The organism is Pedobacter westerhofensis, from assembly GCF_900182595.1.
In the GTDB taxonomy this organism is placed as follows: Bacteria; Bacteroidota; Bacteroidia; order Sphingobacteriales; family Sphingobacteriaceae; genus Pedobacter; species Pedobacter westerhofensis.
On sequence record NZ_FXTN01000007.1, the window covers coordinates 317,869 to 334,537 of the forward strand.

Sequence of the window (16,669 nt, forward strand, 5' to 3'; positions counted from 1 at the left end):
CAGTGTTCTAACAGGTAATCTGCGCAAAATAATTTAATTTATTTGTTTATCCAGACAATAGAGGAAATTAGAATTTTTTAGTAACGGGTATATCCTTCCTTTTTGGATCGATATACAGCTCGTCCAGATCGTTGGGATCGTTGTTCAGTTCGATATTCTCAATCAGTTTCAGTTTATTCCCTACCAGTCGGTAAGCATCAAAACTTGAATCAGAAGCATAGTATTCAAAATTGCCTGTCATGGTAGAATCAATCGGTGCCAGATGATCAAAGGCAATCAGTTGTTCTTTCTTGTCCAGCCTCAGCGTCATCGTGTTCTGCCTGTTGTATTCAAATACGATCCTGTTTTTTACAGGCGTATTTTTTGGGCCTTCAAATATCGGTTTGCCAAAAGTCGCGGCATTTTCATCAAATGATAAAATATCAATTACCTTTTTGGATGTCTTGATATTATTTCCTTTCCAGCCAAGCAGGGCATAACATGTTTTCTGCCCGCCCGCCATGAGGGGGATAATTTCGTAATAACGTGCTCCGTACCACTGTCTGTTAGTCGTGATCTGGTTATTATCGGTAAAATGTTCCGTATCGTCAATCAGTGGGTAGAGCTTCAGCTTTCCATCTGCCGTCGCCATCTGGATGGTGCCAAAGAAACGGTAGGTTCCTTCTTCTGTGGGGATATACCAGCTAAAGATCCTGAAGCTGCGGTCGGGAGAAGAAATTATGGAGATGGTCCTCAGGGAGTCGAAACCATAAGTGTATGATCCCGGGGTTTTTAATGCCGTAACCAGCATTTTGATAAACTTTGCATTTTGTTCAAAACGCTGGATATTGCCTGTTGCGGTAAACATCGTTTGCGTATACCGGAACAGAGAATCCTGGTATTTGTTCAGTGCAGGATTGCCCGCAGGTTTTACCTGTGCAAAACCAGTGGATGCCGCAGCACCCCATATCAAAGTTATTAAAAAGGATAGGTATACCTTCTTCATTAATTTAAGTTTTCAATCACCACAGCACTTGCGCCACCGCCGCCATTGCAGATACCGGCAACTCCAATTTTTCCTTTGTTCTGGTACAGTACCGAAATCAGGGTCACTACGATCCTGGCTCCCGAAGCACCCAGGGGATGACCCATGGCTACAGCACCACCATTTACGTTGACCACATCTTCAGATAAGCCCAATTCTTTATTATTAGCCAGTGAAACTACAGAAAAAGCCTCATTAATCTCAAAAAAATCTACCTCATCCAGGTTTTTGCCAGCTCTTTTTAAGGCCAGGGGGATAGCTTTTGAGGGCGCAGTTGTAAACCATTCCGGCGCCTGCTGTGCATCGGCATAGCCGATAACGCGTGCCAAAGGTTTTAATCCCATGGCTACCGCCTTTTCTGCGCTCATCAGGATCAGCGCTGCCGCGCCATCATTCAGTGCCGAAGCATTGGCCGCGGTAACTGTTCCGTCTTTTTTAAATACGGGTTTTAAACCCGGCATTTTATCAAAATTAACAGTATACGGATCTTCATCCTGATCTACTATGGTAGTATTGCCTTTACGGTCGGTTACTTCTAGAGGGATAATTTCTGTACTGAATTTGCCAGACTCCTGTGCGGATTGTGCACGTTTATACGAACCTGCTGCATATCTGTCCTGTTCTTCGCGACTGATTTCGCATGTAGCTGCGCAGAGCTCTGCGGCAGCGCCCATATGATAATCGTTGTAAACATCCCAGAGGCCGTCTTTAACCAATCCGTCTGTCATTTGGCCATGGCCTAGTCTGTAGCCTGTTCTGGCTTTGTCCAGGTAATAAGGAACATTGCTCATGCTCTCCATTCCGCCAGCCACAACAATATCATTTTGGCCGAGGGCGATACTTTGCGCAGCCAGCATAATAGCTTTGGTGCCTGAGGCACAAACTTTATTGATTGTAGTTGCGGGTACATCGGGTAATCCGGCAAATTTGGCGGCCTGTGTTGCGGGGGCCTGACCTAAGCTGGCCGATAAAACATTGCCCATAAATACTTCCTGTACATCTTCCGGGCTGATGCCTGCCTGCGCAACTGCAGCCTTAATCGCAAGGCCTCCCAACTGAGTGGCAGTAAAGCCTGAAAGTGAACCTCCGAAACTCCCGATTGGGGTTCTCAGTGCTGATACAATAACTACTTCTCTCATTGATCTCTATTAAATTTGGTCGGGAGCAAAGCTAATAATTTTTAATTCGCCCGGCAGGTAATTTTTTTGTTCTGGCATTTGCCGGCTTAAACACCCGCATAATATTTTCATATATACGTGTGATTTTTGAAAAAATAATCAGCCAAACTGATGTTGAAAAATCGTTTTTATTCCTGTAAAGAATATATTGAGCTTTCGACACTATTGTTGAATAATAAAAAACTTTTTATCATTGACGAATAATTGAAACAATATAATCATCTGATAACCATATCATAGTCATGCAGGAAGTTGAAAAAGAAGTCAGACAGTTTATTAAAAGTTCCCTTGTTTTGATATTGTTCGTTCCCTTCTGGATTGAGAGTGTTCATGAGATGCTGAAGCGGATCATTTAAAAATATTTTAGCAGGAAGAGAGTAAAATGAAGGATAATGCGTTATTGAAGTATAAAATGAATAAAGATCTTGTCAAATGGGCGTTCGTCCGGCAGACATGTTTAGGTAAATAATAGTTAATTAGAATAGCCGGTGTGTGTGGATGCAACACCGGCTATTTGTTTTTATTTACTGAAAATCTTTCCGGTTCCAATATCCCGGGTTTTGTGTCTGGCTATTATTCAATTGAATTTTCCTGGTTGGGATAGGGTATAAGGACAGCGTAGGAATGATATTCCCGATCGTGTGTAAATTCAAGGGCAATAAACATTTACATTTTCATAGTTTTATAAGGTCTAATGTGTGTCATATAGAAGCAGACAGGGCTAACCGGAAAGACGAAAATAAAAAACCGCCTTCATAATTTCTTACGCGGCGGTTTATGGTTAGAATTGGATGGTTGAGAACTGATTAGAATAGCTGGCTTAAAATCCGTATCTCAGTCCGATCTGGAACTGGTAAGGTGTACCTGTAGGAACAGGAATACCAGAGTTGTTCACGCGGTAGTTGAACGATTTAGTTGCAGCGTCATAATTATTAACTAAAGGAACTGCAGGTGTGGTAGATGTCGCAGGTATAGCTGCACTACCGTTCAAAGCATATAATGCTGAAGTGCTCAAACTTCTGTTTACGCCCCAGTCTTTGTTCAACAAGTTAGTGAAGTTGAAAATATCCGCTGAGACTTCAAAAGAATGTGTTTTGTAAAGCTTGAATTTTTTTGATACTCTGATATCAACAACGCCAAAGTAATCGTTTACACCACCATTACGCTGCGCAATTTGTCCGGAATATTTAATGATATAATCTTTCAAGCTCTGACTTGCAGCAGGATTATCCAGCAAAGCCTGTAAACCTGTACGTACGTTCTGAGGAACATTTGCACTGCTTCTGTCAAATATATAGGCAAGGTCATTTGTTGCAACAAAATCACCATTATTATTAGCACCCGAGATCAGGCTGTAACGTGTTCCGCCAATTCCTGAATAACGTACGGCTACAGTTACGCCGTAAAATGATGGAAATGTACCATAAACCACAATCTTGTTTCTGAACTGGTTATCTGAATAAGTCATATTGCTCAGGTTTCTCGGATCATCTTTCACAGGAAGCGATAATGTTGCTGAGTTGGCTACGTTACCATTGAACGAAGTATTATCTTTTGTATCATTCCAGGTATAACTTGCGGAGATCTCACCGTCCCTGAAATATTTCCAGGTTGCATCAAGTACTACAGCAAACTGGTTTACCCTACCTTTACTGTTTAGCTCAAGTACACGGCCAAAGCTATTGCTGATACGGCCGGTTTTCCAGTCAGAAGAACCATTAGCCGCGATTTGTGGTACAAATACTCCGCGGTTATCTTCATTAGGCAGCGTGAAATAAGCATTAGCTGCCATGTTTCTGTCTACATACATATAGTTATTTCTGCCCAAAGTTGCGTATCCTGTAACACCTACCTTTAATGATGTGGTGATTAATCTACTGTATGACAGGTTGGCCTTGTATACTACGGGAATTTTTGCATCTTCTGCATAAGTATTGATCGTAGGTAACTGCAGGGCAGCCAGGGTAGGGGCAGTAGCGGTACCATTTCTGTATCCGGTAAAGTTAGGCGTAGGAACGTCAGTATTGATTACATCTACCGTAGCAAGGTGTTTACCGTCAAACGTTAAGTTGTTGATGGTTACATAATTGTTAACGTCAGATCCAAAGATACCCGCTCCAAAACGTACAAAATCGGTTCTGTTTTCGTTGATATCCCAGTCGAACTGAATTCTAGGCTGAACCAGGAATTGTTTCAGCTTATTATCAGTACGCACACCAACCTCATCCAGTAATTTCTGGTTCAGTGGTGATGTTGGATAGGCACTATAGTCTACACGCAATCCTCCTGTGAAATCCAGGCCCGGAGCCAGCTTTGTTTGCAACTGACCATACAGGGCAGCATTCCAGATTCCGGCTTTAACTGTAGGATCTGCCACCAGAGGAACCTCGCGGTAGTACCTGTTGGGGATCAGGTTATTAAAGTTATCCAGAGATGAGCCTGCTGCAGAGTTTGTAAACTCAAAACGTCCGTTTACTTCACTTCCATACAACGATTTAGCGCGTGTATACATTACATCGGCACCAAAAGTAAAATTGATCTTATCTGTATTATAATATAAGTTATCAACCAACTGGAATACATTATTGGTAAAACCTTCCTGACCAAAACGGTGGCCACCAATCTGTATGGCAGTGGCCGCAGAAGTACCGTCAGATAATGTAGACTGAACGTTGTTTACAATTGCCCTTGGAATAGAAATTCCGAGCTCATCATTTTGTGTGCTGGCCTGGAAAGTATAAAGATGCTGTACCTTCAGCTCATTCGTGATTTTGGGGCTGATTGTAGAGCGTAGTGTTGCCAGTAAGCTGTTATCAACGTTTTTATCATTACCATAACTTTCGTAGAGATTGATCGCTGTATTATCTTGCAGTCCAAGAGGATTTCTGTCATTTGTATAGTTATCACGTACCGTTAATAAGTTACGGTCGTTAATTTGCCAGTCGATACGCGCAAATGCGGCATCACTGCTACGGTTTTTGTCAAATGTACCGTACTGCGGCGTATTTGCTACTCCATATTTAGCGCGGGCGATGTCAAGAAATCTGTTTAAAGTACTATTGGTTACCCTAAATCTTGCTTCATCTTCAGCTCCGTTGATATCCGCAATAATCAATGGACGTGATTCTTTCTGGTGGTCCAGGCCGATGAAATAGTGCAGTTTATCTTTGATAATCGGGCCGCCTAAAGTAAACCCGTACTGATAAGTAGAGAAGTCGTTATCACGTTTGATACCCCTGATATCGTAAGGGCTGGATAACCAATCTGCTCTTCCGTACATAAATGCACTACCGCTAACAGTGTTGGTTCCTGATTTGGTAACAGCTGTTACTGAACCACCACCAGCTCTTCCGTAAGTCACATCGTACTGGTTGGTGACCACTTTAAACTCACGAACTGCCTCTATTGAGATTGAATAAGGTGCACCGCTGCGACTGGTTGTACTGCCACCTGCTGTTGGGTTTTTAGCGTTCATACCATCAATGGTATAATTGGTAGAAGAAGCCAGCTGACCTGAGATTCCCTGACCACGGCTCAATGGTGATAAATCCATCAGGTTGGAAAAGTTACGGCCGTTGATCGGCAACTGGTTCATCGTTTTAGCAGAAATCTCAGTTGATGCCCCAAAGTTTTTCACCTTGTTCTGCAGCCCTGTTCCCACTACTTCTACTGCTTTAAGATTTTGCGAAGCTTCCTGCATTTCTGCATTGGCTCTCACCGCATCACCAAAGTTGAGCATTAACACAGACATCGTCTGTTCAGCATATCCCATATAGATTACTTTTACCGAGTATGGCCCACCTAAGGGAAGTTCCTTAAAAGTGTATTTACCTTCTTTATCAGTTACTGTTCTGGTTGTAAAACCAGTAGCACTGTTTCTTGCCTGAACAGAAGCGCCGGGGATTGGCTTCTTGTCCTGTCCGGTGATCACACCGAAAATGGATGCTTGTGTCGTTTGTGCATACGCAGTGTTATTTGCACAAAAGCAAAGCAATAGTACTACAAAAAGTAGATTTCGTATCATAATAATTTGTTTGATTGGTTACGGTGCGAAGATGTTGCTTTAGTGTTAAGGGGGGGGTGAGTTTATATTAAGAAATGAATTCGTCTCATAATACTTCTGTTTGGTCTCATGTACTAAGTTGTTGGTGGCTGTTTTGAGCGGGCCATGAATACTGGTGTTTGTACTTCCGTAAGTTATAACCCTGCTAAAAATCGCTCAGTAAAAGAGCGATGAGCAGGTTTGCCGATCTGAAACTTGCAACGGAATATGCGAAGGCTATCCAGCTGTCTATCGGCAAAACCTTAGATTTTACCCAAACAGATGATAAGGGAAATGAGTTTAAGCTCTCTTCGCTGAAAGGCAAATACGTACTCGTAGATTTTTGGGCCAGCTGGTGTGTGCCCTGTCGTGCAGAAAACCCCAATTTGCTTAAGGCTTATCATGCGCTGAAAGATAAAAAATTTGAAATCGTTGGGATCTCACTGGACGAAACTAAAGCGAGCTGGTTAAAAGCAGTGGCATATGACGGAATGCCCTGGGTACAGGTAAGCGACCTTAAGGGCTTTAAGAATGATGTGGCGGTTAAATTTGGCATTACGGCCATCCCGCAGAATGTTCTCATCAATCCTGAAGGTGTAATCATCGCGAAGAACCTTCGCGGAGAAGATGTGCTGAACCAGCTTTCCGCTTCTGTAAAATAATTATTCGTTTTATTTAATCAGGAATGATCACTGCGGCGTATCCACCATTTCTCACCATTTTTATATTGATCTTGTCTCCGCCTTTCACTTTAAAAGTTTTTTTTCTGTAATCCATTGCCTGGCGGCCGGCATTAATCCCATCTTCAAAACAGGTTATCGTGTAGCTGGATCCCTTTTCCAGGAAATCAAGATCCAGCTGCAGGTTCCTTACCGGTTCTGCTCCGTTGGTGATGCCGCCGATAAACCACTTTTTGTCCTTGCGCTTTGCAACAACGGCCAGCTCGCCCACCTTTGCGGCCAATGCCCTGGTTTCATCCCAGGTAGTAGGTACAGCGGTAATAAACTCCGTACAGTCCAGGTTACGGTAATACAGGGTAGGGTTGTCGGCAAGCATCTGTATGCCGCTTTCAAATACCACGAACAGTGCCATCTGATAGGCACGCGTGCCAATGCTTGCTGCATTTGGCCTTTCCGCACTGTAAGATTCCGGCTGCATGCTGATCATTGCCCCCGGCGTGTAATCCATTGGCCCTACGGCATTGCGCATAAAGGGCAGGAAAAGACTGTTTTTCGGTTGTGTACCGCCCATTTGCTCCATGCCTCTGACGCCTTCATAAGAAATCACGTTTGGATATTTGTATTCTAGTCCCGCAGGCTTGAAAGCCCCGTGGAAGTCGACCATTAATTCATTTTCTGCCGCTGTCTTTGCCACCCGCTCATAATAGTTCACCATCCACTGGTCGCTGCGGTCCATAAAATCAATTTTAAGACCTTTCACTCCCCAGTCTTTAAACGTTTTGAACAGGTCCATATGGTTCTGTACCGTCAGCCAGGTGAGCCATAGCACTATACCTACATTTTTTTCTTTACCATAGCGGATCAGCTCATGTACATCTACCTTTGGGTTAGGCGTATAGGGATCAGTTGTGCTGTTTGCCCATCCTTCATCCATGATGATGTATTTTAGGCCAAATTTGGCAGCGAAATCAATATAATATTTATAGGTTTCCAGGTTATATCCGGATTCAAAGTTAACATCAGATCCGTATGGCGCAGCATCATTCCACCATTCCCAGCTGGCCTGACCGGGTTTTATCCATGCCGGATTTTTGATCACACTTGCTGAAGCCAGCTGTAAGGTCATCGTATTTTCTATCAGTTGTTTGTCTGATGTAGTGATCACGAAATATCTCCATGGAAAGCTGCGCTTACCGCTTGTTTTGGCGATATAATCTGCCTCTTTTGTGATTTTCAGGCTGCGGTCGCCATCCTCTCCAAATGCCAGCGGTACTTTCGGAAAAGTTGAGCGTACCGCATTCTGACCGTTTCCCTTAAGAAAGAGACAAGGGTAATCGGAAAGATCAGATTCGCTGACGAGGATTTTGTATTGTTTTTTTGTGTCGATCAGCAGCGGTAAAGTGCTCATTTTGGTATCCCATCCGGCAGAACTTACTGTGGAGTAATTTTCCTCATAACTTGTTTTGAACCCGGCGGGCTGCTGCACATGTAGATCGTACGCAGAGGGGAAGTTCAGTCCCACCTCTTCGTCCAGCACTTCAATATTACCTTTTTTGGATGTGATAAAACGGTAAGCAAGCCCATTGTCGAATGCTCTGAATTCCACGGCATAGCCGCCCTTAAATGTCAGCAGCAATTGATTGTACCTGGACTGCACTGTAGCATATTTCAATGCAACGTATGGTTTAATGGCAGTGGTCACTGATGATGTTTTTGAACTGATCAGCTGAGGGGCCATGGCCAGGTTTTCATTTTTCAACATCAATGCCAGGCTGTTATTGACCATCAGTGGATCCGAATTGCAGGAAACAGAATAGCGGATTTTATCTGTAATGGCAATGGCTATTTTGATATGGCCATCAGGCGATACAAGCGCGGCATTATTTTGTGCCTGTGCGCCGCCGAAAATAGCGCACAGTAAAAAGATCATCAGGTAATTTGGTTTCAAATTCATTTTTTGATACTGCTGGTGAACTAAAGTAGAAAAAATTAATCATACTACTTGCACTCCGGTAGATTGAATCTGCTCAAATCACCCGGTTTTTTTGCAAGGCGTGACCATAATCACAACGCTATAAAATGATCAATAATCACTATTGACCGGTGAATTCCAAATTCTTAAATTTAGTAAAGTGTTAAAATGTAGACCTTAAACCATTAATTATGAGAGTATTTAGAAATATTGGGCTTTATTCAGGCCTGTTGGTTTGTCTTTGTTATGCTGCATGTTCTTCCCCCGAAGGATTGAAGAAAAGCCTTGTTGGCAAGTATGCTTCGGAGGGTGAGGATGAATATGACAACTTCAGGGATACTTTGGAAATAAGATTGCTCGACAACGGCAATTTTGATGTTCAGACCATCGCACACTGGTCGGCCGCCAAAATGGATAATCCCCTGCGTCCGAATGAAAACAAAAAGGCAGGGGAATGGCATAGCTATGGGCAGGACCGTACAGAAGTGGCTACCCTGCAGGCAAGCGATACCACATTGCGGATAACTGATCCGCTGACGGGCCAGGTGAAAAGGATTTTCGTAAAATCTCAGGGGAAAACTTTAGAAAAAACGAGCAGGAGCGGTGTGAAGAAGGTTTATCATAAAGTCTCCTAGTACAGCTGACAAGCTAAGCTCAGTTATAGATCACGTCACTATATGCGAGCCTGGTCATCCCTGATCAGGCTTTTTCAGTTTAATACGAAAAGCGGGAAAGGGTGACTGTGCAGGGTAATAGATGCTCGAAGTAGCCAATAGATATATAAAAAGTAGGCTCAGATAGCATTATTTTCCTATGTTTTCAAGCGGCCTGAAACGCAATGCGCTCCATGTATCGTCTATAGAGATGGCCGTCACAGTTTTTATACCGTATTGTTCTGCGGTTTCGCGGATGAGGTCTCTGTTCAGGTCGGTTTTAATTTTGGAAGTTCCTTTCTGATAGGCAAACCATAATATGCTATCTGGGAGTATCCGGGATAGTTGATTTTCAAGAAATTCAAGCAGTTCCTTTTTGGAATAGAGAAAAACAAGCGTGTTTTCATTGGGAAGACCGGGAGTAAAAGCAGTCTTGTAACCAAGTTCGCTGATGTCTGACTGAAATACCTCAGGGGCATTTAACACTGTTGCAGTATCCCTGAATTTGAATTTGTGAAGAGCAGTTTTCATATTTTTTTCAATTAAGCTGAGCCATTCTTGGATTACAGGTTTTAATGCTTCTGATTTGAGTTCCGCAAATGACGATCTGATCTGCTAACCAGATGAGTGATTTGTGCAGCCGATGCCGCAGGATTGTTCTTACATGTCAACAAGATATACATCTGAACTGAATCCGAGCGCTGTTTAAATTTAAGCCGGGCTGGCAGGATGCGTTGCCCGGCTCTCAATATAATCATTAAGTAAGCAAAATTATTTCATTTGTTTCTCAAGCGCCTTCACATGCTCCAGATGCATTTTAAGTTTGGGTAACATCTGCTGTGCCCAGGCTTTTACTGAAGGATCTTTTCCTGTCGTCCCATAATTCTCGAACACCTGTACTGTATTTCCATGTCCTGCAGACATGGCATGGACAAATGCCGAATCAAAATCCGGGGCATGATCCAACAGTGGATCAGGTTTGATCCCGCCTGTTGCGGCAGGTGGTAAATCTATATGCCGGCTTTTGGCCAGTTGCAGCAGTTGCTTTTCCGCTGCGCCGTGATCTGTAACCATCATTTTTCCGAAGGACTTCACTTCAGGGTTTTTCCCTTTTTTCACCGCCTGTTCACCGGCGCTTACTTCCTGCAGGTTTTTAATACTGGCCACAATGAGGAAATGCCTTGTGGTTGTATCCGGATCTGGTTGGGGGATCTGTGCATGTGCAGCGAAAGCGCCGCTCAGTGCGATCATAAACAATAATTTTTTCATATCTGTGCTGATTAAGGTTGACCTACGCCACCTGATGAACCATAAACCTGCCCTGTCGCAAAGCTGGCATCCGCTGCGGCTAACTGTACAAAAATAGAAGCCAGTTCTGCGGGCTGTCCCGGCCTGTTCAGCATGGTCCAGCTACCGAACATCTGCTGTTTTTCAGGCTGTGCACCACCGCTGACCTGCAGTGCGGTCCAGATCGGTCCCGGTGCCACTCCGTTTACACGGATACCTTTTGGTCCAAGCTGTTTGGCCAGTGATTTTACATAATTCATCGTTGCAGCTTTAGTTTGCGCATACGCGTACAGGTCAGGTGAGGGATCATATGCCTGTTCAGAGGTGGTACCGATAATCGCAGAACCTGCAGGTAAATGCGGCAATGCTTCGCGGATGATCCAGAAAGGTGCATAAATATTTGTCTTCATTGTGGCATCAAACTCCTCTGTAGTGAGGTCGACGATAGAATTTACCGACTGCTGGCGACCGGCATTATTCACGATAATGTCCAGTCCACCCAGGCCCGTCATCGCCTGCTGAACCAATTTTTTACAGAAGTCCTCGCTGCGCAGGTCGCCCGGAATAGCAATCGCCTTGCGGCCTTCTTTTTTGATCAGAGCAATCACTTCCTGCGCATCCTGTTCCTCGCTGGGATAGTAATTAATAGCCACATCTGCACCTTCGCGGGCATAGGCAATTGCTGCTGCACGACCCAATCCTGAGTCGCCCCCAGTGATCAGTGCTTTACGTCCCATCAACCTGCCGGAGCCCTTGTAGCTGGATTCACCACAGTCGGGCACAGGGTTCATTTTGCTTTGCAGGCCTGGCCATGGCTGTGGCTGGCTTACAAAAGGAGGTTTAGGATACAGCGTGGTAGGGTCGCTGATTTTTGCCGGGCCATCATAATGGGTTTCCGTAACATTGGCTCTTGCCAGCACCGGTGATACCGCAACGGCAGCCAGGGTAGTTCCCAAACCGGCAACTACCTGCCTCCTGGTCATTTTGTCTTGCTCTTTCATGTATGTTTTTCTTTTTAGGTATATGGGTAGTATGATGTTCTGTTTACAACTGTTCTGATCTGCTATTTCAATATTTCAGTTTTAACTCATGAGTCAATCATTTGTTTAGAATTTATGAAATTTTGAAGAAACTGGCCCGGGAAATTTACCCTGACCTGAATTGTCCGCTTAGCTATAACTGATCACAATCACCTGATCATATGACGGCTGTCACAATCCCTGCAGTGTTCGTTGTGTAGCTTTGAGTAGAGTACTAATGATCGTTTTAGTAATCTTTAACCAATAGATTATGAAAGCTTTATTCTACATCACTATCCTTGCGCTTTCCAGCACATGTCTGCAAGCCCAGGATAAAGGAATTTCAAACCAGATCTCTGCTCAACTGGCCGGCGATACCAATGCGGAAGGCCTGTTTTACCCTGCCTCAGTACAGCGTTTTTATCTTGCAAACGACTTCCAGCCGGCCTGGATCAAACCCCAGGCGGAGATGGGCAAAACCTGGCAGGCCATGTTGTTGCTGGACTGTGTATTACAGTTTGGCCTGGCACATGCAGATTATCATCCATATGAACTATCATATGATAGTTTACGTACCATGCTGCAGCAACCCGAAAAATGGGATGCTCAGGTAAAAGCAAGGTTTGATATCGTGCTAACAGATGCAATGATCAGCCTGATGAACCATCTTCATTATGGTAAGCTCAATCCAGAATATCCTGCACACAGAATTGACAGGGGAACTAATTTACCCTTCCTGACAGAACATAAGCTCTGCGAAGCATTGTCGCGGGACAATTTTATGGAGTGTATCCTGGGCGTCCAGCCGCAGGATCAGAACTATGTTCATCTACAGCACTATATGCAGCTTGTAAAAGGCCAGTATCAGGGCGATTGCTATGAAATTCCCGAAGCTGATGTCAGGCTCGTAGCTATAAACATGGAACGACTGCGATGGGCAAATTTTCCAAAGCGCCCCTTCATTCATGTGAATATTCCATCTTATACACTTAAATTATGTGAACCTGATTCTGTCTACAGCTTCAAAATAGCAGTAGGGCAAGCTAAACACAACCGTGCTGCAACGAACTGCGCAGCAGCATATCTTACTGCCGCTCCAATCCGTTCACTGGCCCACAGCGCTATACGCGTGCAGAAAGTTACTGCACTCGCCAGTCTGCTTTTGCGTTACGATGGCCAGGCTGATCGAATATCACTGCTGCGAAAAGATGCAAGTTATGACCTTAACATGATGCCCATGCTTAAAAAGGCCGTTCCTTTAAGGCTTACTTATCTTACCTGTGTGATCAGGGGAGGGCTGCTGGAACGGTACCCGGATATTTATGGATTTGACCTCCTACTGCAAAACAAGCTATACAACATTCCGCAGAAACTGGCTGTAAACTGAATCTTTAGTAATTTTTGATGATGAAATCAATACTCGTACCGATAGATTTTTCAAGGCCTGCAGTGAATGCGGCGAGGTATGCCATGCACCTTTGTGAGATCGTTCATTCCAATCTATTCCTGGTCAATATTATACCGGCTGGCAGCTCAGCACCGTCCTTTGGCAGGGACCCGGGGCCGCTTTATGGGAATTCAGCCATCAGTGAGACCAGCAAGAGACAGCTGGAAAGTTTTGCTGAGGAACTTACAATGCAGGATGCATTAATGACGGTTCCTAAATCATTTCATCCGGCAATCTCCTGTCTGGTACGCGAAGGGAATATAAAAGATGTGCTGGCCAGGCTCGTCCGGGAAAATAAGATCGGTCTGACTATCATGGCCAGCTCTGCTAAAGATCCGCTGCAATACACTGATTGCCCTGTATTACTCATTCCACCAGCGTACAAATTCAGGAGTGTAAGAAAAATTGCGATGGCAACCAGCCTCAGCAATCCCGATCTTGAAGTCATCCATTCCATGGCAGGACTGGCATCCTGGTTTGGCGCTGATCTCGTGGTTACACATATTACTGATTCAGCACATGACAGCCCGGCTGATCACAGGAAGGCAGCCGGCTTCCTCAGAGATGTAACCAACAATATCAATTATGACCGCATCTACTACCGTCACATAAAAAATTCAGATATTGATGATGGTCTGCACTGGTTAGCAGAAAATGGTGAAATCGATATCCTGGTAATGGTTCATCACCAGAAAGGATGGTTTTCAAATATTTATAGCAGCAGTCATACCAAAAGAATATCCCGCCATAATGTTCTCCCGCTGCTGGTGTTTCCGGCAGACAAAAGGTTTACTTTTTAGAGGCGCCCGCGGAGCTGGAAACCTCAGGGAGATCCCTTGCTTAAGGTAATGAGTACTCTTTTAACTTCAATTATATGGGTTAAATGAGAAAACAAGAATGATCAGAGCTGGCTTGGACGTTCAAACCGGCCTGTTTTTTCGTCAATACTGATTTTATACAGAATCAAATCAATACTGGTGCCGATGTCGCTTTCACTTTCTGTGAAGCCATGGGATGGATGGCTATCTTCAGATTCTATTGCGGGCATCACATGTTTAATGATAGCCTGCATCGCCTGGCGCATTTCTTCCCCCTCGGTAATCTCCTGAAATTTTCCCCATAATATCGCGCTTTTCCAATCAGTGATGTTTTTGATCACATCTACCTGAAAGCAGACCTGTGGATTGATACGTAACATGTCAATTTTTTTTCCTGCTGCAGAATGTCCATAGATCACACCATCCTGATACACATAATTGATAGGTACAATATAGGTTTTACCCTCATTGCAGCAGCCTATCCTGCCTGTAACCTGTTCTTTTAACAGGTCGTCTATTTCGGTAATGGTAAGTGATCCTAGCATAATTCTAAAGATCTGCATATCATTTTTGGATATGAATGATGCAGTTCACTGATAACCATGATGTTCATCATTTTTGATTACCCCCCCTGGTGATTTTCCGCAAGTTGTGCCTCCAGGCTGTGTTTTGCAGCAGTTGATTGTCAGCATTGCTTCCACGTATTGACGTCCTGCGGGATTTTACACTTTGGCCTTACAGGTAATTGCTGACTTCTATAAGATTCAGATCGGGATCCCGGAAATAAATGGATTTGATTTTCCCGCAGGCCCCTGTACGCGTTACATTGCTGGAAATGACAGCTATGTTTTTCTGTTTCAGTTCTATCTCAATTTCTGATATTGGCGTGGAGGAGATAAAACACAGATCTGCCGAACCAGGGGTTGCACTATGTGCTTTGGGTTCTATTTCATGCCCAAGTTGATGAAGGTTGATCTTTTGATTTCCAAAGAAAAGAGCCTGGCGGCCTTCCTGAAAGGTATCTGCCCTCATGCCCATCACATCGCGGTAGAACGCTATCGTTGCATCCGGATCTTTTACTGTTAACACAAGGTGGTCTATATGATTGATTTGCATGATTGACAAAGGCTGGTCATGAATTAACGTGATACGGTCCAACTTAATATTAAATAATGACGATATATTTTCTTATTCCTGGCGCTGTCCGTCAATAGCTGCCTTCTGCAATGGTTGAGATCATCGCCTTTTAAAGAATGTAAAAACTTCTTCGTAGTAATGTCCAGCAAGGGTAGTTGCTATTTTGGCTGATGTACGAGCCAGGCGGAATGTACAGCTCTAAAGCATAGAACAAATCCTGCTTCTTATTGGTTTAAATATTAAAATATCGAAATGGAATCAAGAAGATCATTCATCGCCAATGCATCACTGGCAACAGCAGCACTGGCAGCTAGTCAGGTGCCCGGCATGGCCATCGCTGGTGATAACATACAGGAACAAAATACCTTATCAGCTGTAAAAGGATTCAATCTCCCCGGTAAAATTGGAGCGGGCGGCGTTGCCCTCGGTAACGGTTTCCACGAAAATTCAGATGAGCTGATCCAGCAAACCCTTATGGCAGAATGGGATGCTGGTATCCGTTATTATGATACCTCACCTTTTTATGGATTCGGATTAAGCGAGCGCCGTTTGGGCCACTTTCTCTTCAGTAAAGACAGAAAAGACTTCGTGCTGTCTACCAAAGTTGGGCGTGTATTTGAAGCCGACCGCAATTTTAAGAAAGATCCCGCAAGCTTATGGCATGGCAATCTCAATTTCAAATATAAATTTGATTACACAGCTTCGGGTGTGAGGCGCTCTATAGAAGACAGCTTACAGCGTTTAGGCTTATCCTCTATTGATATGGTCTTTGTACACGATTTGTCACCTGATACTGGAGAGTTGGGTGCCCGCTGGGTAGAATATTTTGACATTGCTGCCAAAGGTGCATTCCCCGAACTTATAAAAATGCGTGAGGAGGGAATTATCAAGGGCTGGGGACTCGGCGTAAACACTCCCGAACCTATCATGAAGGCGATGGAGGTCTCAGACCCGGATATCAATCTGGTAGCTATACAATACTCATTGTTAGAACATGAAAATGCACTGAATAAATTATTCCCGGCGATGCAGAAAAAAGGAGCACAAGCCGTTATTGGAGGTCCTTTGAATGCAGGCTTTCTGGCTGGCAAAGACAGATATAACTACGGGCCAACCATCCCGCCGGAAATGCTGGCCAAAAGGGATAAACTGCAGGCTATTGTACAAAAGTACAATATACCATTAAGGACGGTGGCTTTACAGTTTTCTGCGGCCCATCCCGTAGTCTATGCTGTTATACCGGGTGCCAGTACTCCGGAACAGGCTATCCAAAACGCCGTGTCTATGACACAAAGGATCCCTGATGCTTTGTGGAAAGAGCTAAAAGATCAGAAACTGATTGAAAAGAATGCTCCTGTACCAAAGGCTTAAGCGCAGAATTTTATCGAAAGGAAAACAGGGCTGCCTGCCGC

14 protein-coding genes are annotated in these 16,669 nt (G+C 44.1%); 5 read left to right on the plus strand and 9 right to left on the minus strand.

What is annotated here, in order from left to right; genetic code table 11:
* Positions 1-67 precede the first annotated feature (67 nt).
* From FN831_RS15550 to FN831_RS15560, 3 genes are all read right to left on the minus strand, one after another.
* Complete coding sequence (locus tag FN831_RS15550) at positions 68-985, minus strand: hypothetical protein (protein WP_142529095.1); 918 nt, start codon at positions 983-985, stop codon at positions 68-70.
* On the minus strand, positions 985-2,163 hold the full coding sequence (locus FN831_RS15555; RefSeq protein ID WP_142529096.1) for an acetyl-CoA C-acyltransferase: 1,179 nt from the start codon (positions 2,161-2,163) through the stop codon (positions 985-987). The genes FN831_RS15550 and FN831_RS15555 overlap by 1 nt, the downstream gene beginning before the upstream one ends.
* A gap of 859 nt (positions 2,164-3,022) precedes the next feature.
* On the minus strand, positions 3,023-6,226 hold the full coding sequence (locus FN831_RS15560) for a TonB-dependent receptor (RefSeq protein ID WP_142529097.1): 3,204 nt from the start codon (positions 6,224-6,226) through the stop codon (positions 3,023-3,025).
* Positions 6,227-6,435: 209 nt separating this feature from the next.
* On the opposite strand from FN831_RS15560, the gene FN831_RS15565 reads away from it, so the two are divergent.
* The gene (locus FN831_RS15565; RefSeq protein ID WP_317132090.1) at positions 6,436-6,906 is read left to right on the plus strand and encodes a TlpA family protein disulfide reductase; all 471 of its coding nucleotides are present in this window, start codon (positions 6,436-6,438) and stop codon (positions 6,904-6,906) included.
* A gap of 13 nt (positions 6,907-6,919) precedes the next feature.
* On the opposite strand, the gene FN831_RS15570 is transcribed toward FN831_RS15565, so the two are convergent.
* The gene (locus FN831_RS15570; RefSeq protein WP_185960500.1) at positions 6,920-8,878 is read right to left on the minus strand and encodes a glycoside hydrolase family 97 protein; all 1,959 of its coding nucleotides are present in this window, start codon (positions 8,876-8,878) and stop codon (positions 6,920-6,922) included.
* A 209-nt stretch (positions 8,879-9,087) separates the two neighbouring features.
* Here FN831_RS15570 and FN831_RS15575 point away from each other — a divergent pair, with 209 nt between their 5' ends.
* The gene (locus FN831_RS15575) at positions 9,088-9,531 is read left to right on the plus strand and encodes a hypothetical protein (RefSeq protein WP_142529098.1); all 444 of its coding nucleotides are present in this window, start codon (positions 9,088-9,090) and stop codon (positions 9,529-9,531) included.
* 168 nt (positions 9,532-9,699) lie between these two features.
* Here FN831_RS15575 and FN831_RS15580 read toward each other — a convergent pair whose 3' ends face one another.
* From FN831_RS15580 to FN831_RS15590, 3 genes are all read right to left on the minus strand, one after another.
* On the minus strand, positions 9,700-10,080 hold the full coding sequence (locus FN831_RS15580; protein ID WP_142529099.1) for a hypothetical protein: 381 nt from the start codon (positions 10,078-10,080) through the stop codon (positions 9,700-9,702).
* Positions 10,081-10,320: 240 nt separating this feature from the next.
* Positions 10,321-10,818: a DUF4142 domain-containing protein gene (locus FN831_RS15585; protein ID WP_142529100.1), complete on the minus strand. Its 498-nt coding sequence runs from the start codon at positions 10,816-10,818 to the stop codon at positions 10,321-10,323.
* An 11-nt stretch (positions 10,819-10,829) separates the two neighbouring features.
* Complete coding sequence (locus FN831_RS15590) at positions 10,830-11,837, minus strand: SDR family oxidoreductase (RefSeq protein ID WP_142529101.1); 1,008 nt, start codon at positions 11,835-11,837, stop codon at positions 10,830-10,832.
* Between the two features lie 289 nt (positions 11,838-12,126).
* Between FN831_RS15590 and FN831_RS15595 the strand changes: the two genes are divergently transcribed.
* Positions 12,127-13,242, plus strand: coding sequence for a L,D-transpeptidase scaffold domain-containing protein (locus tag FN831_RS15595; RefSeq protein WP_142529102.1), 1,116 nt, complete (start codon positions 12,127-12,129; stop codon positions 13,240-13,242).
* Positions 13,243-13,259: 17 nt separating this feature from the next.
* The gene (locus tag FN831_RS15600) at positions 13,260-14,102 is read left to right on the plus strand and encodes a universal stress protein (RefSeq protein WP_142529103.1); all 843 of its coding nucleotides are present in this window, start codon (positions 13,260-13,262) and stop codon (positions 14,100-14,102) included.
* A 101-nt stretch (positions 14,103-14,203) separates the two neighbouring features.
* Here FN831_RS15600 and FN831_RS15605 read toward each other — a convergent pair whose 3' ends face one another.
* Positions 14,204-14,665 carry a pyridoxamine 5'-phosphate oxidase family protein gene (locus FN831_RS15605; protein ID WP_142529104.1) on the minus strand — a complete coding sequence of 154 codons (462 nt, stop codon included), beginning with the start codon at positions 14,663-14,665 and terminating at the stop codon, positions 14,204-14,206.
* Positions 14,666-14,855: 190 nt separating this feature from the next.
* On the minus strand, positions 14,856-15,236 hold the full coding sequence (locus FN831_RS15610; protein WP_142529105.1) for a VOC family protein: 381 nt from the start codon (positions 15,234-15,236) through the stop codon (positions 14,856-14,858).
* A gap of 273 nt (positions 15,237-15,509) precedes the next feature.
* Between FN831_RS15610 and FN831_RS15615 the strand changes: the two genes are divergently transcribed.
* On the plus strand, positions 15,510-16,628 hold the full coding sequence (locus tag FN831_RS15615) for an aldo/keto reductase (protein WP_142529106.1): 1,119 nt from the start codon (positions 15,510-15,512) through the stop codon (positions 16,626-16,628).
* Positions 16,629-16,669: the final 41 nt, after the last annotated feature.